16 protein-coding genes are annotated in these 18990 nt (G+C 62.9%); 3 read left to right on the top strand and 13 right to left on the bottom strand.

The window, feature by feature from the left end; translation table 11 throughout:
• Window positions 1-173: 173 nt before the first annotated feature.
• Together BLV61_RS00535 and BLV61_RS00530 are read left to right on the top strand one after the other, a co-directional pair.
• A complete protein-coding gene (locus BLV61_RS00535) occupies window positions 174-1502 on the top strand; it encodes a spinster family MFS transporter (RefSeq protein ID WP_047529048.1) in 1329 nt (442 codons plus the stop codon).
• Window positions 1503-1571: 69 nt separating this feature from the next.
• Window positions 1572-2003, top strand: a complete 432-nt coding sequence (locus tag BLV61_RS00530) for a nuclear transport factor 2 family protein (RefSeq protein ID WP_090461767.1) — start codon at window positions 1572-1574, stop codon at window positions 2001-2003.
• A gap of 160 nt (window positions 2004-2163) precedes the next feature.
• Here BLV61_RS00530 and BLV61_RS00525 read toward each other — a convergent pair whose 3' ends face one another.
• From BLV61_RS00525 to BLV61_RS00480, 10 genes are all read right to left on the bottom strand, one after another.
• Complete coding sequence (locus BLV61_RS00525) at window positions 2164-3546, bottom strand: DUF1329 domain-containing protein (RefSeq protein WP_047529044.1); 1383 nt, start codon at window positions 3544-3546, stop codon at window positions 2164-2166.
• Between the two features lie 90 nt (window positions 3547-3636).
• The gene (locus BLV61_RS00520) at window positions 3637-5316 is read right to left on the bottom strand and encodes a class I adenylate-forming enzyme family protein (RefSeq protein ID WP_090461764.1); all 1680 of its coding nucleotides are present in this window, start codon (window positions 5314-5316) and stop codon (window positions 3637-3639) included.
• Between the two features lie 147 nt (window positions 5317-5463).
• Window positions 5464-6606 (bottom strand): acyl-CoA dehydrogenase family protein, encoded by a 1143-nt coding sequence (locus tag BLV61_RS00515; RefSeq protein ID WP_090461762.1) that lies wholly within the window; start codon window positions 6604-6606, stop codon window positions 5464-5466.
• On the bottom strand, window positions 6603-7820 hold the full coding sequence (locus BLV61_RS00510; protein WP_090461759.1) for an acyl-CoA dehydrogenase family protein: 1218 nt from the start codon (window positions 7818-7820) through the stop codon (window positions 6603-6605). Before BLV61_RS00510 ends, BLV61_RS00515 begins: the two co-directional genes overlap by 4 nt.
• Before the next feature lie 67 nt (window positions 7821-7887).
• Window positions 7888-9057: an acyl-CoA dehydrogenase family protein gene (locus tag BLV61_RS00505; protein ID WP_047529037.1), complete on the bottom strand. Its 1170-nt coding sequence runs from the start codon at window positions 9055-9057 to the stop codon at window positions 7888-7890.
• A 9-nt stretch (window positions 9058-9066) separates the two neighbouring features.
• Complete coding sequence (locus tag BLV61_RS00500; RefSeq protein WP_047529034.1) at window positions 9067-10245, bottom strand: lipid-transfer protein; 1179 nt, start codon at window positions 10243-10245, stop codon at window positions 9067-9069.
• Between the two features lie 17 nt (window positions 10246-10262).
• Window positions 10263-10682: a MaoC family dehydratase gene (locus tag BLV61_RS00495; RefSeq protein ID WP_090461757.1), complete on the bottom strand. Its 420-nt coding sequence runs from the start codon at window positions 10680-10682 to the stop codon at window positions 10263-10265.
• Window positions 10654-11787, bottom strand: a complete 1134-nt coding sequence (locus BLV61_RS00490; RefSeq protein ID WP_090461755.1) for an acyl-CoA dehydrogenase family protein — start codon at window positions 11785-11787, stop codon at window positions 10654-10656. The genes BLV61_RS00495 and BLV61_RS00490 overlap by 29 nt, the downstream gene beginning before the upstream one ends.
• 12 nt (window positions 11788-11799) lie before the next feature.
• Entirely contained in the window at window positions 11800-12774 is a 975-nt protein-coding gene (locus BLV61_RS00485) for a bifunctional MaoC family dehydratase N-terminal/OB-fold nucleic acid binding domain-containing protein (RefSeq protein ID WP_090461753.1), read from the bottom strand.
• Window positions 12775-12830: 56 nt separating this feature from the next.
• Entirely contained in the window at window positions 12831-13619 is a 789-nt protein-coding gene (locus BLV61_RS00480) for an SDR family oxidoreductase (protein WP_047529028.1), read from the bottom strand.
• Window positions 13620-13760: 141 nt separating this feature from the next.
• On the opposite strand from BLV61_RS00480, the gene BLV61_RS00475 reads away from it, so the two are divergent.
• On the top strand, window positions 13761-14546 hold the full coding sequence (locus BLV61_RS00475; protein ID WP_090461751.1) for an enoyl-CoA hydratase: 786 nt from the start codon (window positions 13761-13763) through the stop codon (window positions 14544-14546).
• 152 nt (window positions 14547-14698) lie between these two features.
• On the opposite strand, the gene BLV61_RS00470 is transcribed toward BLV61_RS00475, so the two are convergent.
• The 3 genes from BLV61_RS00470 to BLV61_RS00460 are packed head-to-tail and all read right to left on the bottom strand — an operon-like array spanning window position 14699 to window position 18890.
• Window positions 14699-15478 carry an SDR family oxidoreductase gene (locus BLV61_RS00470; RefSeq protein WP_090461750.1) on the bottom strand — a complete coding sequence of 260 codons (780 nt, stop codon included), beginning with the start codon at window positions 15476-15478 and terminating at the stop codon, window positions 14699-14701.
• Window positions 15475-17172 (bottom strand): FAD-binding protein, encoded by a 1698-nt coding sequence (locus BLV61_RS00465; RefSeq protein WP_090461748.1) that lies wholly within the window; start codon window positions 17170-17172, stop codon window positions 15475-15477. Before BLV61_RS00465 ends, BLV61_RS00470 begins: the two co-directional genes overlap by 4 nt.
• An 8-nt stretch (window positions 17173-17180) precedes the next feature.
• Entirely contained in the window at window positions 17181-18890 is a 1710-nt protein-coding gene (locus BLV61_RS00460) for an FAD-binding protein (protein ID WP_090461746.1), read from the bottom strand.
• Window positions 18891-18990: the final 100 nt, after the last annotated feature.

Here is an 18990-nt window from a genome sequence, read left to right as displayed (position 1 = left end):
AGACTAGGTTCGCTATCGACAAGGCGATGCCGGTGCCGCATCGTTCATGCGCAACCCGATAACCGTTTCCGGCGACCTGGCCGGGGACGAAAAGATGGTCTGAACGGACGATGAAAAAAAGCCGCGACCGACCGAGCATCGCGACAACCAGAACAAGACCGGGAGCACCCGCAGTGAATCAATCCCCCCCCGTGACATGGCGAACGCATTACGCGCTCTTCGTGCTCGCCAGCATCTATGTGTTCAATTACATCGACCGACAGTTGATGGCGATCCTGATCGAGCCGGTGAAGCTCGAATTCGGTATCTCCGACACGGGCATCGGCCTGCTTTCCGGCGTGACCTTCGCGGTGTTCTACACCGTGTTCGGATTCCCGCTGGGACGCCTTTCGGATCGCATCGGGCGCAAGCCAGTGATTGCCTTCAGCTGCATCGCCTGGAGCCTGATGACCATGCTCTGCGGCATGGCCGGCAATTTCCTGAGCCTGGTGCTGACGCGGATCGGCGTGGCCGTCGGTGAAGCCGGCGGCACGGCACCGTCGGTGGCCATGGTTTCGGATTTGTACCCGCCGAATCGCCGCTCCACCGCGCTGTCGGTGCTGATGCTCGGTTCCAGCCTGGGGGCAATCGTGGGACTCGGGCTGGGGGGCTGGATCGCCCAGCACCACGGGTGGCGCTACGCGTTCTTGCTGATCGGTGCACCCGGGATTTTCCTCGGTTTGCTGCTATTGCTGACCGTGCGTTCACCTCAGCGCGTGACGCCATTGGGCGTTGTCCCGGCGCAACAGGACAACTGGGTCAAGACCCTGGCTGAACTGTTTCGCATGCCATCCTTCCTGTGTCTGGTGCTTGCCGGCGGCGCGGCAGCCATTGCCGGTTACGCCATCGGCACCTGGAGCCCGAGCTTCCTGATCCGCTCCCATGGCCTCAATCTGCAACAGGCCGGATTTCTGGTGGGGGTTGTCGGCGGTACGGGGGCGACCGTCGGCACCCTGACGTGCGGCATACTCACCGACCGCATGGCCCGACGCGATGCCGGCTGGCAAATCGGCGTGCCCTTGCTGGGCACGCTGATCAGCATTCCCTTCGCCCTGGCCTATTTCCTCTGGCCGCAAGGCACGGCGTTCATCATCGGCGGTATCGCGATACCGCAAGCCTTCCTGTTCTACAGCGTCTTCGGCTTCTTTGGCGTCTGGTGGGCAACTCCCTGCCTGAGCGCTATCACTCACCTGTTCCCCGCCACGCGCCTGGCCCAGGCCACGTCGATTTTCCTGATGTCCATGACCTTGCTGGGTGTCGGTATCGGGCCATTGCTGGTGGGCATGCTGAGCGATTTTTACGTGAAAGGAATGGGCGCTGAATCCCTGCGCTATGCCCTCGCCTCGTCGGTGTCGATGCTGGCATTGGCCAGCGTGTTTCTGGCGCTGGCACTGCCGCGTTATCGCCAGCAGATCAAGAACCCCGCCGTACTGCCAGCACCGGTCCGAACCGTCACGGCCTGAGCCCCCTCCCCGCGACATCTCGCCGCTGAATCCCTGTCGGGTTCCAGCGGCTTTTTTTTGAGGATTGCCATGAGCACCAGCGCGATACAGATCTGCAACCTGCTCTACCGCTACGCCGAGTGTATGGACAGCGGACAACTGGTCGAGGCCGCCGAGCTGTTTCGTCATGCCCGCATCAAGGTTCAAAGCCAGCATTTCATTGATCACACGGCCCTGCTGCGCCTCTGGCAGCAGCGAATCAAGCTCTACCCGTGCGGCACGCCGCGCACCCGACACGTCATCAGCAACCCGATCATCGACATTGACGAGGCGTCGGGAACGGCGACGATACGCGCCTGTTACACGGTGCTGCAGGCAACTGAAGACCTGCCTTTGCAGCCCATCGCCGCCGGGCGTTATCTGGATGAATTCGAACGTGTCGATGGGGTTTGGCGGTTCAGCTTTCGTGATTATTCGAAACTGGACATGCTGGGGGACTTGAGGGCGCATCTGGTGGTGTAGGTAACGGGCCAGCGCCTGCAGGTTTTCCTCACGGCGCAAGGCGCGGTCAAGAAAGTCATCTGCCAGGCTGCGATGCGGTGCGCTCACCACCGATGAGACAGTCGTAAAAAAGCCCCGCCGGAAACCGGCAGGGCTTGGTCAACGGACACTACCGAAATGATTACCGCCCGATAGCCCGCGCCGCGTCTGCGGTGTACTGGTCAGGGGTGAATTTGCCTTCGTTGAGGATTGGCCCCTTCTTCGACTCGTTGGTCATGCCATAACCGGTGTACTGGCCGGAGTTAAGATCCATGAAGAACTGCGAACCAGCCTGCCAGCCGCTCATGTCCGGGTGGTAGAAGTAGTTGATCATGGCGTGTTTCCACAGCTGCCCGCGGGCGTCGTAGTTGTCGGCCATCACCGCGTTCCAGGTGTCTTCGTCGATGAACAGCACGCGCTTGCCATAGACATGGCGAAAGCCTTCCTTCAAGTCCGCTTCCAGCACCCACACACGGCGCAATTCATAGCGCATGAAATCAGGATTGGGGTGGTTGGGTGTCAGGATGTCGGCGTACTTGACGGTTCCAGTGTTCGCCTTGAACGCGTTGGCCGGGCTGTAGATCTCGCGCTTGCCGATCAGTTTCCAGGTATAGCGCTCCGGTGAACCGTTGAACAAACGGTCTTCGTCGACGGTCATGGTGCCGTTGGTGCCGATCATTGGCTGATCGTAACCGTAGCCCGGTAATTGCCGTACGCGCCGGGTTGATGGGCTGTAGGACCAGGCCTGACGCGCATCGGTGCCGTAGTTGTAGGGTTCATGGGCAATGCTGAGGGTGCCGTTGTCTCGGGCCGGCTTGAGGGTCATGTTGTTACTCATGGCCGATAGCTTTTCTTCGGTCCGCGAGTCGGCGGTCGGCGAGTTCGCCAACGACAGGTTACGCGCGTACGCACGTCCCCAGCCGATGCTGCCGTTGGGCAGGACCGAGGCCAGATCCGTGGTTTTTTCCTCGGTGTAGGCACGTGCCGGTAGTTGGTGGTTCCACAACACTTCGGTGCCGTTCTTCGGGATCGGGAACGGTACCTGGCCAATCCCGGTGAAACCGGCGCCATCATTGACCAGTTTGGCGTGTAGCGCGTTGTCCATCACGCGGCGACAGACGTAATCGGGGTAGCGGAAATCCCGGTGGCCCGGGTAAATGTTCATTTTGTAGGTGGTCGGATACTTCTTGAGCAGCGCCTTCTGCCCTTCGGTCAGGTGCGACTCGTACTGACTCATGTTCTGCGCAGTGATCACCAGGATCGGCTTCTCGGCTGCGTAAGGATCAACGGGTTGGTCACCGGAGTACTTCACGTGATTCCAGCCCGGCACTTCACCCAGATACTTGCCGGTATAAGGCGGAATGGTGCCTTCGGCGTTACCCGCTTGCACGGCGCCGACGCACGTCAGATCCTTGCCCAGCCTGGCGGCTTCCTCAGGTGATACCTCGGCGTACGCATAACCCGTCAACCCGCTATTGGCTGTGAATGCGACCGCGAGCATGAGACCTGTTCTTGTTATTTTCATGTGTTGCCTCCTACGCTGATAAGGCTCTGTGGATGACCCATTGTTCGTGTTCTGCCGGCCCCAACATCGTCCGGAAAGACTAAGAAGGCGTCAGGCACCCAAACTTTCTTGCAGTTGCGCCTTGAGCACCTTGCCAGTGGCATTGCGGGGCAAGGGTTGGAGTACCCGGTACACCTGCGCCGGCACTTTGTAGGCGGCCAGACGCTTGGCGATGAAGTCGCAGACTTGCGCCTCCCCAGGCAACGTCGATGCCTGGCCATGCACAGCCAGCCCGACCGTTTCGCCCAGCAGCGGGTCGGCAATGGCGAACGCCGCCGCTTCCAGCACGCCAGGCATATCAAGGACGCAGGTTTCGATCTCGGCGGCGGAAATCTTCTCGCCGCCGCGGTTGATCAGCTCCTTGACCCTGCCGGTGATGTGGAGGAATCCCTCATCGTCGAGATAGCCGATATCGCCGGTGTCGAGCCAACCGTTGCGCAGACTTTGCGCGGTGGCCTCGGGCAGGTTCCAGTAGGCGCTCATCAGTGTGGGCGAACGCAGCCAGATCACGCCGCGGGTGTCCACCGACTGCGCCTGGTCGGGGCTGTCACCGATGCGGATATCAACGATCGGCAGCGCCCACCCCGCCGATGCCGGCTTGTAGACAAACGGATCGCCACCAATCGCCGCGCCGATCCCGTTGCTTTCGGTCAGGCCATAGCCGGCACCGCCAATGACATCGGGCTTGATCCTGAGCATGTCGTCGAGCACGCTGGCCGATGACGCACCGCCGCCCAGGCCCAGGCCAAACAGGCTGGCGGTTTGCTCGCTGCCGAAACGCGGCGAGGCGAGCAATTGCTGCATCATCATCGGTGCGCCATTGAACTGGGTGCAGCGCTCGTCGCGAATCAGGTCGATGGCGCGTTCGACATCCCACTTGTACATCAGCATCAAGCGTCGACCCGCGCGCAGTGCCGACAAGAACTGCGCATGCAAGCCACTGACATGGAAAAGCGGGACCGCCGCCAGGGTCGTGGGGGCAAAACCGCTGTTGATCACCACGCCGACTCGCTCGGGCGAACTCATGGCACAGAACGCACCCTGGAATTCCAGCGCGGCCAGCGCCTGGCAGATCGCCCGGTGACTGGACACCGCGCCCTTGGCACGACTGGTAGTGCCCGAGGTGTAGAGGATCAGCGCTGGTGCATCAGGGTCGATTTCCCGGGCTGGCAACGCGACAGCCGGTTCGCTGATCAGGTCTTCGTAACGCAGGCAGTATTCGGGCAAAACGCCCTGCGCACCGACGACAATGGTCGCCCGCTGCTCATGCGCCAGGTCTTCGCGCAAGGTGTCCAGGCGCGCTTCGTCGCCTATCAGCACGCGCGCGCCGCTGTCCTGCAACGCGTATTGCAGCTCATCGCGCAGCCCCCAACTGTTGAGCGGCACACATACACCGCCACAGCGCAGGATCGCGGCGAAGGCCACCAGCCAGGCCGGCTGGTTACGCATGGCAATCGCCACCCGCTCGCCCGGTTGCAGGCCGAATCGAGCGACGATTTGCCCGGCCAGGCGATCAACCTGATCGTAATACTGATTGAAGGTCAGGCGTTGCGACTGCCAGACAAGAAACTCACGGTCGCCGTGGACCCGACCCGCGTCGATCACTTGCAACAGGTCGCACGCAGCGTGACGAAAATAGCGTGGCGCGCCATCTTCCGGCGTCACCACTTCAAAGGGCGAACCGGGGGCGATCAATTGGCGCCACGCGGTTTGCCAGCGTTCAATGCTCATTTTTATTTTCTCCAGAACGGGCGGAAGACCCGTGGGTCTGCGGTGAATCTCCAAATGGGGTACGACGCCTTTGCAGGGGGGAGGCTTGCCCGCGAAAGCGGTGTATCGGGTACACCGCGTCATCCCGTTCGCCGGCAAGCCTGGCGCCTACGCAAGGGCGGCGTAGCGTTCGCAATGAAAATCCCGATCGCCCAGGCAGCTCTGTGCAACGCGGACGCGCTTGAGGTACAGGCCGACATCCAGTTCGTCGGTGACGCCAATGCCACCGTGCATTTGCACCGCTTCGTTGGCGACCTTGACTGCCGTATCGCCCGCTTTCCATTTCGCCAGGCTGACCAGTCGTGCGCGCGCGCCGACATCGAGGCTGGCGTCATCCAGGGTCGCGAGCGCAGCCATCAGGGCGCTGCGGCTAAGTGCCAGGTCGACGTACATTTTCGCGGCGCGATGCTGCAGGACCTGGAAAGTGCCGATCGCCGTGTCGAACTGCACGCGGGTCTTGAGGTACTCCAGGGTGGTTTCGAACAATTGCTCGGCCATCCCCAGGAGTTCTGCGGCCAGGCAGGCGCGGCCCCGGTCCAGCGCGGTTTCCAGCGCAGTCCAGCCTTCGTCCAGCGTACCCAGCAGCGCATCGCTCCCCAGTTGCACACCCTCCAGTTGCAGGCGTGCGCAATTGCGTGAATCGATCAGCGACAAGGCACTCACCGTCAGGCCCGGCGTATTGGCGGGCACCAGGAACAGGCTGATGCCACGGGTGTCGCCCGGTTGTCCGGACGTACGCGCCGCCACCACATAGGCATCGACGCCCAGGCCGTCGACCACCCAGTACTTGTCGCCGTGCAAGCGATAGCCCTGCCCTTCGGCCTTCGCCTCAAGAGCAATGTGACTCGGCTCATGGCGCGAGCGTTCGTCCACGGCAAGGGCCAGGCGCCGATCGCCACCGATCACCGCTTGCAACCATTGCGCCTGCTGCGTTGAATTGCCCGCCAGGTGCAGCAATGAGCCGCCAAGCACCACGCTGGAAAGCAAAGGCGTGGCGGCCAGGTTGCGGCCCATGGATTCGAAAATCGGCCCCAGGCCCTTACAGCCGAAATCCAGACCGCCGAAGTCTTCCGGAAATGGAATCGCACTCCAGCCCAGCTCGACGGCATCGCGCCATAGCTGCGCGTCGAAACCCGCTTGCACGGCCTCATCGCGCAGTCGACGCTGGGCACTGACCGGGCTGCGGGCGGCGAGAAAGTCCCGCGCGCTGTCGGCCAGCAAACGCTGTTCATCGCTATAACGCAGGCTCATGACTGAGCTCCTTTCACGGCAGGCTTCTTGGCTTCAGGCAAGCCAAGCACGCGCTTGGCGATGACGTTGAGCTGGATTTCCGAGGCGCCCCCCGAAATGGTCAACGCGTAGCTGTTGAGCCAGGCTCGGGTGATAGCCAGTTGCTGCTCGCTAAACGCCAGGCATTGCCAACCGAAGGCATGCCCTGCCATGGCATCGAGCAAGACCTCGAACTTGTCGCGCTCCTGCTCGGTGTGCACCAGCTTCATGATCGACATCAGGCCGCCGATGTCATCGCCGGCCCGCGCCTCTTCGCCCATGCGCTGCACGGTCAGGTTATAGGCCTGCTCGTTCATCGCGCAGGCCGTGGCCCGCGCCTGCAGCGCATATTCGCTTTGGCTTTGCGGTGCCGGTACGTATTCGCGCATCAGGGCCAGCAGGTCGAAATGCGATGGCAAGCTGAACTCGCCGAACTTCGACATCGCCTTGCGTTCGTGCTGCAACAGGTACTTGGCCAGGTTCCAGCCGCCGTTCAATGGCCCGATCAACTGGCTCTTGGGCACCTTCACGCCATCGAAGAACACTTGGCAGAACGCCGATTTGCCGCTGATCAAATCAATCGGCTGTGGCTTGACACCGGGGCTGCGCATGTCGAGCACGATCAGGCTGATGCCCTCGTGTTTCGGAACGCTGAAGTCCGTGCGCACCAGCGCATACATCCAGTCGGACTTGTCGCCGTAGGACGTCCAGATCTTGCTGCCGTCCACCACGAAATGGTCGCCGGCATCGCGGGCGGCCATTTTCAGGCTGGCCAGGTCGGAACCGGCGTTCGGTTCGGAGAAGCCCTGGCACCAGCGCACTTCGCCCCGGGCGATCGGCGGCAGCAGGTCGCGTTTTTGCTCTTCGCTGCCAAACGCCAGCAACACCGGCCCGAGCATCCAGATGCCCAGGTTGATCTGCGGTGGCCGGCATTTGATCCGGCGCATTTCACTTTCCAGCACCGCCAGCTCTTCGTCGCTCAGGCCCGCGCCACCGTATTCCACCGGCCACTCGGGACAGAACCAGCGCTTGTCGCGCATGCGTTCGAACCACAGGCGCGCGTCTTCGCAGGGAAACTGCGGGTTCTGGCTACCCCACACCACATCGCCTTCAGCCATGCCCGTGCGCATCGACAGCGGACAGTTAGCCTCCAGCCAGGCACGGGTGTCGTGCCGGAATTGCTCGATAGTGCTCATGAGAGTCCCCTTCGCCCCGCCCCGTGGCGGGGCGAGTACGGTTTTTTTTGTTGTTGATGGACGAGCGTCAGCGTTGGGTGCGTGGCATTGCGAGACCAAACTGGGCGATCAGTTCGCGCTGGATTTCATTGGTGCCACCGCCGAACGTCAGGGTCACCGAACTGCGCAATTCGTACTCCAGCTCGCCCTGCAACAGGGTCGCTGCCGAGCCGCTGCGCATCGAGCCATTGGCACCGAGGATCGACGCCAGCTTGCGCAGGATCTCGATCGCCGACTCCGAGCCGAACACCTTGGTGGTCGAGCTCAGGGCCACGTCCATACGGTCGTGCTCCAGGTCGGCGGCAATGCGCATGTTGATCAGGCGCATCGCCTCAAGGCGCGCATAGCACTCGGCCAGAGAGCTGCGCACCCAGGCCTTGTCCATGGCACGACGGCCCTGCTCGTCGCGCGCTCGCGCCCACAGGTAGACCCGGCGAAACAGCGCCACGACCTTGTCTGACCAGGTGCCCAGGCCAAGGCGCTCATGGTTTAGCTGCGAGGTAATCAGCTTCCAGCCACCGTTCAACTCGCCGACCAGCATCTCGTTGGGCACCCGCACGTTGTCGTAGTAGGTGGCCGTGGTCGGAATACTGGTGGTCGGAATCAGGGTGTGGGAGAAACCCGGTGTCAAGGTGTCGACGATCAACAGCGAAATGCCTTTGTGCCGCAACTGAGTCGGATCGGTACGGGCCGCCAGCCAGACGAAATCGGCTGATTCGGCACCCGAGGTCCATAGCTTGTTGCCGTTGACCAGGAAGCCTTCATCGTCCTGGCGCGCGGTGGTTTTCAGCACGGCCAGATCGCTGCCGGCGTCGGGCTCGGAATAACCGATGGCGAACATGATTTCGCCCCCGGCAATGCCCGGCAGGAAGCGTTCTTTCTGCAGCTCGCTGCCATGGGTCATCAAGGCCGGGCCGACGGTGCTGATGGTCACGAACGGCAGCGGTGCCCCGGCGATGTTGGCTTCTTCGAAGAAAATCAACTGTTCGGTGGCCGCGTAGCCCTGGCCGCCATGGGCCTTGGGCCAGCCGACCGCGAGCCAGCCGTCGCGCCCCATCTGGCGGATGGTCTGGCGAAACAGCTCGCCGCCTTCCTTGCCGCGCAACTGATCGCGCATGTCCGGGGTCATCAGGGCCTGGAAATAGTCCCGCACCTTGTGGCGCAGGGCATGTTGTTCGGGAGTGAGGTCGACGAACATAGCTGCTCCTTAGGCTGAGCCGAGAATCAGGCCACTGGTAGGTACGCCGGTACCGGCGGTGACCAGCACGTTTTGCACATCCGCCACCTGGTTGACCGCCGTGCCACGCACCTGGCGCACCGCTTCGGCAATGCCGTTCATGCCGTGAATGTAGGCTTCGCCGAGTTGCCCACCGTGGGTATTGATCGGCAGCTTGCCGCCACGGGCATGGTGCCCGGCGCGAATGAACTCCTTGGCTTCGCCGCGTTTTACGAAACCGAACTCTTCGAGCTGCGGCATCACGAACGGGGTGAAGTGGTCGTAGATCACGGCGGTCTGGAACGCCTCCGGACCGAGTCCCGACTGGCGATACAGTTCCCGAGCGACCACGCCCATCTCCGGCAGACCGGTGATGTCGTCGCGGTAAAACGAGGTCATGCTTTGCTGACCGTGACTGATGCCCTGGGAACCCGCCTTGATGGTCACCGGCTTCTGCCTCAAGTCACGGGCGCGCTCGGCCGAGGTGATGACCATCGCCACCGCGCCATCGGATTCCTGGCAGCAATCGAGCAAGTGCAAGGGTTCGCAGATCCAGCGTGAAGCCTGGTGTTCTTCCAGGGTGATCGGCTTGCCATGGAAAAACGCCTGGGGGTTGGTCGCGGCAAAATCCCGCGCCGCCACCGCGATCCGCCCGAAGTCCTCGGAGGTCGCGCCATAGGTGTGCATGTAGCGCTGGGCGAACATGCCAACCCAGGCCGCCGGCGTGTGGAAACCGTGGGGCATGTACCAGCCGTAGTTGACGTTATCGAAGGTCGGCGTAGAGGCGAAACCGTAGCTGCCGGTGCCGAAGCGATACCAGGAACGCTCGTTCATGGCGCGATAGACCACTACAACTTTCGCCATCCCGGTCGCCACTGCCATGGCCGCATGCATCACCGGTCCGCAAGCCGCACCGCCGCCATGGGGCACCTGTGAGAAAAACTTCACGTCCTTGCAACCGAGCAAACGGGCAACTTCATACTCCGGGACCTTGTCGACGGAATAGGAACTGAACCCCTCGACCTCGCTCGGGTCGATGCCGGCATCCTTGAGCGCGCTCAAGGTGGCTTCCATGGCCAGGCGCAATTCGGTGCGTCCGGAGTTCTTGGAAAATTCGGTTGCGCCAAGACCAACGATCGCGGCGCGCCCGGAAATCGATGAATCAGTCATCTGTGTCTCTCCGGCTGTCAGGGCAGGACCACTGCGACCGTACCGGTCACGTGGTTGCCCATGGAATTTTTGCCGCCGAGGGTGATTTCCACCGTGCGGGTATCGGCGTCGAGGCGCGTGACGCTGCCGCTGAAGGTCATGCAATCACCGGGATAGTTCGGCGCGCCAAGCTTGATTTTCAGCGAGGTGAAGACTGCCTGCGGGCCCGCCCACTGCTCGATAAACCGCTGCACCAATCCGTTGGTTGTCAGGATGTTCATGAACACATGGGGCGACCCCAGGGTTCGGGCGGCGTCCGCGTCATGGTGGCCGGGAAAGTAATCGCGGGTGGCAATCGCGCCGCCATTGATCAGGGTCACCGTGATTGGCACCGCCAGTTCCGGCAGTGCTTCGCCGGGGCGCACGTCTTCAAAGCGCTTGGTGTTCTTCGAGGTCATATTTCCATCCCAGCTTGTCGTTATCGTTGAGCCAGTCGCCCAGGCGTTCCAGGCTTGCCGCCGAACCACCGAGGGCAAGGCACAGGCCACGGCTCCAATAGAGAAAACGGTGGATCGGGTACGTCAGGTCGACGCCAATCCCGCCATGTACATGCTGCGTGACGTGGCCGATCCGGTGCCCCGCTTCACAGGCCATCCAGGCGGTGGCCAAGGCTTCGGAAGGTGCTGGCAGGCCGGCATCGATGCGGTAGGCCAGTTGCCACAACACCGTGCGCAATGCTTCGACGGCAATGTGGGTGTCGGCCATGCTCATCTGTACCGCCTGGAAGCTGCCGATGACGCGCTCAAACTGTCGGCGCTCGCTGATATAGGCCACGGTGCGGCGGACCTGCTCTTGGCTCACGCCCAATTGCAAGGCGGCCAGCGCCGCCACGCTGCGCAACTCCAGCCAGTCGACGGCCTCGGCCGGCAGCAGCGCCCCGGCCTCCACGGTCAAGCCCTGGATATGCAGGTCTGCCACGGCTTCGCCGTGGGTCAACACGGCTGAAAGCTTCTGAATCTGTGGCGCGGACAGGTCCAGCAACAGCAAGCGCGGTTCGCCCTTGGCCTGAACCACGACCAACGCAGCGTGGGCCTGGTCGCCCAGGGACAGCGCCGCGACCCGGCCGTTGATCGACCAGCCGGCGGCACACGCAGTGGCTTGCAGCTCGATCCCCAAGGCGCTGTTCAAACCGTCAATCGACAGGCTCAACAATGCCTCGCCCGACGCGGCCTTCGCGATCCATTGCGCACTGCCCGAAGCGGCGAAACGGGCCAGGGTCGCGGCCGCCAGCTGATGGCGCCACAACGGTACCTGGGCAAGGGCCTTGCCCTGGGCCTGCAACACCAGCATCAGTTCGGTCATGCCCAGGCCGCTGCCGCCGTGCTCTTCGGGAATGGCCAGCGCTTGCAGCCCGGTTTCGATACACAGCTTCCACAGCGGCGCCATCATCGGCTCGCCGCTGACGTCCCACTGGCGCATGTAGTCGTCATGGCAATGGTCGACAAACAGGCTGTCGGCCATCTGCGCGATGGCGCGCTGGTCTTCACTCAATTCGAAATCCATGGTGACTGGCTCCTAGGCGTCTACCGGCCGGAACAAAGGCAGGGTCTGCTGGTCGTCGAAGGTCTGGAATTCGACCTGCAAGCGCTGGCCGATCTGTAGGTTTTCGCGTTCGATACCGACCAGGCCGGCGATCAGGCGCACGCCCTCCTCCAGCTCGATCAACCCGATGGGATTGGGGTAATCGAACGGCGGAACTTCGGGGTAGTGCATGACCACGAACGAATACAAAGTGGCGCGGCCGCTGGCTTGCAGCGTGTCCCAGTCGAAACTGTGGCACTCGATGCACACCGGTGCTGGTGGATGACGCAGCGTCTGGCACGCGGCGCAGCGCTGGATCAACAACTGGCCCTTCTCGCAGCCTTCCCAGAAAAACCGCGTGTCATCGCTAATGCCCGGCAGCGGGCGCTTGGGCCTGGCTGGCGCGGCATCCAGTCTGGCGGGCGCCTGGGCATTGGCATTGGCAGGACGGAACTTGAAGACGCGGAACAACAGTTCGCCCACCGGCTCATCGCCGCCCGCTTTTTCAGCGAAATGACTCATGACCAGGGTGACGAAAAAACCGGTGCCCAGGGCCGTGGTTTTTTCATCGCTGACCGAGTCCAGGCGAGTGGTGTAGTAGAGCTTCTCGCCCATGCGCACCGGTCGGCTGAAGGTCAGTTCGGAGTTGACCGCCACGGTCGACATGTAGCCGTGGGCCTCCATGATCTTGAGCACCTCGTAGGGGTTCTCGTCGGTCGAGCCAGGCGGATAATTGTTGGCGTGCAAACCTTCCATGGTCCACACCTGCAACATGGCCGGCGGGGCGATCAGCCCTTCATGCCGGGTGCCCAGGGCAAACGCCGGGTCGGTGTAGACGGGGTTGTCCACGCCCATGATCTCGCACCATTGGCGGACCATCGGCGCGTTGACTTCATCCCAGGCATACACGCGGCCGTATTGGCGCCCTACCAGGGCGCGCGCATCGGATAGCAATTGTGGATCAGCCAAAGTCGTCTCCTTCAAATTGAAGGCGGCAGCCGGACCCGGCCACCGCCACGGGTCGATCAGGTGGGCAGAACCTGCGCGGCGGCCCCAAGAAAGGCGGGACGCTCACCTCCGCCATGCAGCAACAGATTGCAACCGCTGGCGTAACTGGCCAGAGGTGATGCGATGTACAGGCAGGCGTTGGCAATGTCTTCGGCAACCGCCATGCGCGCCGCCGGTATGCCGGCGGCGACAGCAGCGATACCGGCCTCGGTGCCATAGTGCAGATGCGCCTGTTCAGTCAGCACCAGACCCGGGCTGACCGTGACCACCCGCACTTTGGGACCCCACTCCACCGCCAGGGAATTCACCAGCGCCAGGACCCCGGCCTTGGCCGCGCCATAGGCAGCAGTGCCTGGCGAGGGGCGCAACGCACTGATACTGCCGATAAAGACGATGCAACCGCCCTGGACTTGCGCCTGCATCAGCCGGTTGGCGTGCTGGGCGACGTTCAGTGGGGCGATCAGATTCAGGCCGATGATGCTTTCATGAAACCTGGGCGAGGCCGTGGCCGCGTCGGCAGCAGGGCTGCCGCCGGCGTTGTTGATCACCACATCGAGGCGTCCGAAATCGCGCTCGACGGTGGTAAACAGCCGTTGCAGGGAATCGTGGTCGCGCACATCGGCGGCAATGAAGGTTGCGCTCTTGCCGCCCAGCGTCGGCAGCTGTTCCGGCTCGCGTCGAGCACAGACGATCACCCGTGCGTTCGCAGCCAGAAACCCCAGCGCAATACCGGCGCCGATGCCTTTGGTGCCACCGGTGATCAGCACCACCTTGCCGCTGTAATCAAGACTCGAATGCAGCTCCATCATGTGCTCCTTGTTTACTGACAAGGGTCACTCTAGGGACGAATCCGGGGCCGAACTACGTCTGAACGGACGATGAAAATTTAACCGTGCGAACAGGACACTGGCGGTCATTCCTACGTTGCCTGGTCCTTGAGGATGCCCATGTCCGATTCATCCGTTGCACCGGTTCTGCTCGAACGCCCTCTGCCGGGCGTGGCGCTGTTGCGGCTCAACCGGCCGCAAGCGACAAACGCCTTGAGCCTGGAATTGCAGGCGCTGCTGTCGCGTTATTTCAGTGAACTGGCGGTCGATCCCCAGGTGCGATGCATTGTGCTGACGGGCGGTGACAAGGTGTTCGCCGCAGGAGGAGACATCAACAGCATGGCCGGGGTCGGTGCCATCGACATCTACAAGCGTCACACCGAGCGGGTCTGGGGACCGATCCAGCACTGTCCGAAGCCGGTGATCGCCGCCGTTTGCGGTTATGCCTATGGCGGGGGGTGCGAACTGGCGATGCACGCTGACCTGATTGTTGCCGGACGCAGCGCGCGCTTCTGCCAACCGGAGATCCGTATCGGCATCATGCCCGGCATTGGTGGCACCCAGCGGCTGGTGCGCGCGGTGGGCAAGGTCAAGGCGATGCGCATGGCGCTCACCGGCCAGCCGATCAGCGCCGAAGAGGCTTGGGTGGCGGGATTGGTCAGCGATCTGGTCGACGATGACCAGGTGCAGAGCCACGCCCTGGAGCTGGCGCGGGTCATCGCAGCAATGCCGGCCCTGGCGGCCGAACAGATCAAGGAGGTGATTCTGGCGGGCATGGACGCGCCGCTGGAGGCGGGCCTGGCGCTGGAACGCAAGGCCAATGCATTGTTGTTCGCCTCGCTCGATCAGAAGGAAGGCATGCAAGCCTTCATCGAAAAACGCCCGGCTCGATTCACGGGGGATTGAACGCTCCCTCCCTGCATCCCCTCGCTCCCACAGAGCTCAGGTACAGGCACCAAAACCAACGCGTCCACCTGTGTGCACGAGCCTGCTCGCGATGGTCGTCAAGGGTCACGCGGGCTGTCTGCATGCCTGCAGACAAACCGCGTGACGGGTCGCTAGATACTCATGATCATCTGCCCGCTGTCGATGCGCAGCTCGACGCCATTGATCGCCCGCGATTCGTCGCTGGCGAGGAACAACACGCTGGCGGCTACGTCCTCGGGCAGGCACATGCGGTTCATAGGGTCGCTGTCGATGGTCATGCGCGTCGGATCGAGGCCTTGGGGGAAGCTGCCACGGGTCATGTCCGTGAGGACACCATCGGGGTGTAACGTATTGCAGCGAATCCGGTATTTTCGGCGCCGGCAGAGCGCCGCCACCGAACGCGACAACGCCGCCACCGCCCCCTTGGACGCGCTGTACGCTACGTAATCGTCGCGCCCGGCAAGGGCCGCGATCGATGACAGGTTGATGATCGAACCGCCGGTTTGCTTCATCAGCGCGATCCCTTCGCGACACCCGATGAATACGCTGTCGGCGTTCACCCGCATGACCTTGTGCCAGTCCTGCAGAGTCGCGTCCTCGATGTTGGCGTGCAGGAGGATGCCGGCGTTGTTCAGCAGAATATCCAGCCGGCCATGGTGCTCGCGCAGATGAACCATGACGTCGCGCCAATCGCTCTCACTGCTGGCGTCATGCCGGATAAAGGTCGCCGCCGGACCGATCTCGGCGGCCAAGGCCTCACCCGCCGCGACATCCAGGTCGCTGATCAGCACGTGGGCGCCTTGCGCCGCCAACAGGCGAGCGCTGGCCCGCCCGATGCCCTTCGCACCTCCGGTGACCAGTGCAACCTTGCCGTGTACACGGCCATTCGTGTTGTTGTGGTTGTTCGTCATGATGTCGTCTCTCGCGCAAAGGCCTGCTGCTGTTGGTCCACGAGCCGGGCGGCGGCCGCTCCGGCACGGCGTCCGGAAAACACGCAGTCAGCCAGGGATAAACCGCTGATATAAAGGTGCGAAGGAATGCCCAGCGCGGTGCGCCCGGCGGCGTACAGACCCGGTATCGCCAGCCCGTTGCCGTCGAGCACCGCGCCGTTGTCCTCGTCCACCCGCAACCCGCCGAGCGTGAGGGCACCCAATGGAAAGACCGGGTTAGTCACGGAAATGTCGACGGCATAAAACGGCCCATGATTGAGCACCTGACGCCCACCCGGCGACTTGCCGAACGGATCGGGCGCCTCGCCACGGGCTGCAGCGTTGGCGGCCAGCACCGATTCGCGCAGCACCGTCGCGTTCATGCCGGTAATGGCGGCCAACTCGCTCAGGTGCTTGCCCTTGCGCACCTTGAACAGCATCAGGGCCAGGGCCGGAAAGCTTTGAAACCACCAATAGCCTCCAAACAAGGCCTCACGGATGGCCTTCTTGCGCAATGGCGCATCCAGCACCAACCACGCCTTGCCGCCCTGCTCTTCCATCAAGGGTTGCCCCAGGGTCGCCCCGTAGACCTCTTCGTTGCAGAAACGCCGACCTTCGCGATTGACCACCAGCCCTTTGTGCCAACTGTACGGCGGGTTGATGAAACGCCAGGCCGAGACCCGCTCCAGCCCCGAGCCCTGACCGCCGACGCTGGTCCCCAGCCGCAGGCCGCTGCCATCACAACCTGTGGCACCCACTTTGAAATTTCGCTGGAATTTCGGCGCATGGCGCTTGATCAGCTCGCGATTGAAAATGAACCCGCCGGTACTGAGGATGACGCCGCTCCTGGCGCGAACCAGTCGTGGCCGGGCGAAATTCCGTTCGAGCTGGCCGACCCGCTCCCGCAGTTTCCTGCAGTAACCCGGGGCGAAATTCTGCAAGCGCTCGGCACGAGCGGCCAGGCGCGCATGCAACTGCGCTTGCGCACTGTCGGGCGGCATGCACCAGATCTCGGCACCGAGCACGCAGCCTTGAGCATCGACCACCAGGCGTTTCGCCGCCGCTTGCAGCAGCGGCCGCGCCCCGGCACGCAAACACGCGGCCTTGAGGTGGCCATACAGCACGGCTCCGCACTGCCCCTTGCCGACGGTACGATGCCCCCGGGGTGCCGGCGGCAATGGCCCGCCGTGTTGCGGGACCAGCTCGTTGCCGGAGTAGTAGAGAAAATAGCCATCCGGCGGGTACGAGGTCTTGCCTCCCGGGGGCATCCGGTGACCATAGGGCGCTCCGTGACTTTCCAGCCATTGGAGGTTGCTGACGCTGTCGGCACAGAAGCGCCGCAGGGTGTCGTCGCTGACCACATTTCGGGTTTCATGCTTGAGGTAATCAAACATCGCTTCGGGGGTGTCGTTATAGCCCGCGGCCTGCTGATGCCGAGTGCCGCCACCGGCGTAGACTACCCCGCCGCTTTTAGCGCTGGCACCGCCACCGGTAAAGCGGTCGGCAATCAACACATCCGCGCCCTGGGCACGTGCCTCGAGCGCCGCGCAGGCCCCGGCTGCGCCCCAGCCAATAATCAACACATCACAATGCTCGTCCCACACCAATGCACCGCTGTCGGCGACTTGCAAGGGTGTCTGGATCGGGGTGCAAAAGCTGTCATCGAACGTCGCCATACCCCCTCCTATCGCTGGCTGGCCAAGTGGTTGGCGGCCACATAAGCGAAGGTCATCGCCGGCCCCAGGGTGCCCCCGGCGCCCGGATAGCTGGTCCCCATCACCGATGCCGAACAGTTGCCGATCGCGTACAGCCCGTCGATAGGCGCGCCGTCCTCGCGGACCACCTGTGCATGTTCGTTGGTCAGCAAACCACCCTTGGTGCCAATGTCTCCCGCATCCAGGCGCATGGCGTAGTAAGGTCCCTTGCGCAACGGTGCCAGGCACGGATTAGGCTTGATGGTGCTGTCGCCATAGTAACGGTCGAACACATTGCCGCCGCGCCCGAAGTCCGAGTCCTTGCCCGTGCGCGCGTACTCGTTGACCTTGACCACGGTGGCTTCGAGACCGACGGCATCGACACCGATCTGCCTCGCCAGCCCGGTCAGGGACTCGTCCTTCCAGTACAGGGTGTTCAGCCATTCCTTGCGCAAGCGGCTGTCGGGCATGATCTGCGCCGGCATCAACGGTCCCATCGCATAGTTGAAACGGAAATGCCCGTCGAAAATCACCCAGGCCGGAACCGACTTGCCACCGGTGAGTCCGTTGTCGCGGTACATGGCATCGACGAATTCGAGGTAGGGAGCGGCTTCGTTGACGAAGCGCTGCCCCAGGCTGTTGACCACGATGGCGCCAGGGAACGCGCGCTCGGCAAAGATCCCCCGGGGTTTTTCCTCGCCCGGTACGGCGATGGTCGGGGCCCACCAGGCCCAATCCATCAAGGCAGTGGCCGCCCCCTGCGCCAGCCCGGCCTCCAGTGCCGCGCCGGTGTTATTCCCCGGAGGGGTTGCACTCCAGGCCATGCGGGTCGGTTGCGGCAGATATTTTTCACGCAGTGCCTGGTTCTGTTCAAAACCACCGGACGCCAGGATCACGCCATGGCGCGCGTGCAATTGCATCTCGGCCCCGTTACGCCGCACAGTGACGCCGTTGACCCGCCCGCCTTCGGTGAGCAACCCGGAAAAATCGGTGTTGAGCCACAACGGCACATGGCGGTCCATCAGCGAGCGTCGCAGCGACGCCACCAGCGAACTGCCCAGCGAAGCACGCCGATCTATCTTGCTTTTACGACGCCATTTGAAGTCCAGTTTGTATCGCAGCATCAGGCGCATGATGAGCAGGCGCCAGCCAAAACTGCGCGCCATGACCTTGTGCGCATCGCGGGCGGTCCAGGCGATGCACCCCATGAGCAACGTCGAGGGCGATGGTTTGCGCAGGTTGACCAGTTCGTCACCCAACAGGCTGGTATCGAAGAATTCCGGATCCAGCGTCCTGCCGCCCGGCAAGGCGCCCGGCAGGTGCGGGTAATAATCGGGGTATTTGGAGGCCACCGCGTAGCGCACCCGGCTGGTACGGGCCAGCGCTTCGATCATCTTCGGTGCGTTGTCCAGATAGGTGCGAAGGCGGATTTCCTCAACCTGATCGCCCGCCGCGGCCTTCAGATAACGCAACGCCGTGTCGTAATCGTCGTTGCCGTTCAGGCGTGCAAAATAGTGGTTGTTGGGGATCCAGATGCCGCCGCCGGAGATCGCCGAGGTGCCACCGTACTTATCGCTTTTCTCCACGATCAGCACGCTGAAACCCTGGTCGGCGAGGAACACCGCCGACGTCATTGCACCTGCTCCCGAACCAACGACAATCACGTCGTAGTGGGTCTGAGACTGAACTTGAGCCGTCATTATTATTGTGCCATTAGCTGAGGTCAGAAATAACCGCCATCGACGCTGCGCGAACGCGGGCGGAGTGCAACCCATGATCGGGGCTGCACGGGCCGTGCTC

Source organism: Pseudomonas mohnii (assembly GCF_900105115.1).
GTDB classification, from domain to species: domain Bacteria; phylum Pseudomonadota; class Gammaproteobacteria; order Pseudomonadales; family Pseudomonadaceae; genus Aquipseudomonas; species Aquipseudomonas mohnii.
The sequence above is the reverse complement of the archived record's forward strand: the minus strand, read 5'-3'. Positions and strand labels throughout refer to the sequence as shown.

What these genes read in the sequence shown, in the direction of transcription:
- BLV61_RS00500 (WP_047529034.1), bottom strand. Translation starts at nt 10,245, where the DNA reads ATGACTGATTCATCGATTTCCGGGCGCGCCGCGATCGTTGGTCTTGGC.
- BLV61_RS00510 (WP_090461759.1), bottom strand. Translation starts at nt 7,820, where the DNA reads ATGAGCACTATCGAGCAATTCCGGCACGACACCCGTGCCTGGCTGGAG.
- BLV61_RS00515 (WP_090461762.1), bottom strand. Translation starts at nt 6,606, where the DNA reads ATGAGCCTGCGTTATAGCGATGAACAGCGTTTGCTGGCCGACAGCGCG.
- BLV61_RS00505 (WP_047529037.1), bottom strand. Translation starts at nt 9,057, where the DNA reads ATGTTCGTCGACCTCACTCCCGAACAACATGCCCTGCGCCACAAGGTG.
- BLV61_RS00475 (WP_090461751.1), top strand. Translation starts at nt 13,761, where the DNA reads ATGTCCGATTCATCCGTTGCACCGGTTCTGCTCGAACGCCCTCTGCCG.
- BLV61_RS00520 (WP_090461764.1), bottom strand. Translation starts at nt 5,316, where the DNA reads ATGAGCATTGAACGCTGGCAAACCGCGTGGCGCCAATTGATCGCCCCC.
- BLV61_RS00465 (WP_090461748.1), bottom strand. Translation starts at nt 17,172, where the DNA reads ATGGCGACGTTCGATGACAGCTTTTGCACCCCGATCCAGACACCCTTG.
- BLV61_RS00530 (WP_090461767.1), top strand. Translation starts at nt 1,572, where the DNA reads ATGAGCACCAGCGCGATACAGATCTGCAACCTGCTCTACCGCTACGCC.
- BLV61_RS00490 (WP_090461755.1), bottom strand. Translation starts at nt 11,787, where the DNA reads ATGGATTTCGAATTGAGTGAAGACCAGCGCGCCATCGCGCAGATGGCC.
- BLV61_RS00480 (WP_047529028.1), bottom strand. Translation starts at nt 13,619, where the DNA reads ATGGAGCTGCATTCGAGTCTTGATTACAGCGGCAAGGTGGTGCTGATC.
- BLV61_RS00470 (WP_090461750.1), bottom strand. Translation starts at nt 15,478, where the DNA reads ATGACGAACAACCACAACAACACGAATGGCCGTGTACACGGCAAGGTT.
- BLV61_RS00525 (WP_047529044.1), bottom strand. Translation starts at nt 3,546, where the DNA reads ATGAAAATAACAAGAACAGGTCTCATGCTCGCGGTCGCATTCACAGCC.
- BLV61_RS00460 (WP_090461746.1), bottom strand. Translation starts at nt 18,890, where the DNA reads ATGACGGCTCAAGTTCAGTCTCAGACCCACTACGACGTGATTGTCGTT.
- BLV61_RS00495 (WP_090461757.1), bottom strand. Translation starts at nt 10,682, where the DNA reads ATGACCTCGAAGAACACCAAGCGCTTTGAAGACGTGCGCCCCGGCGAA.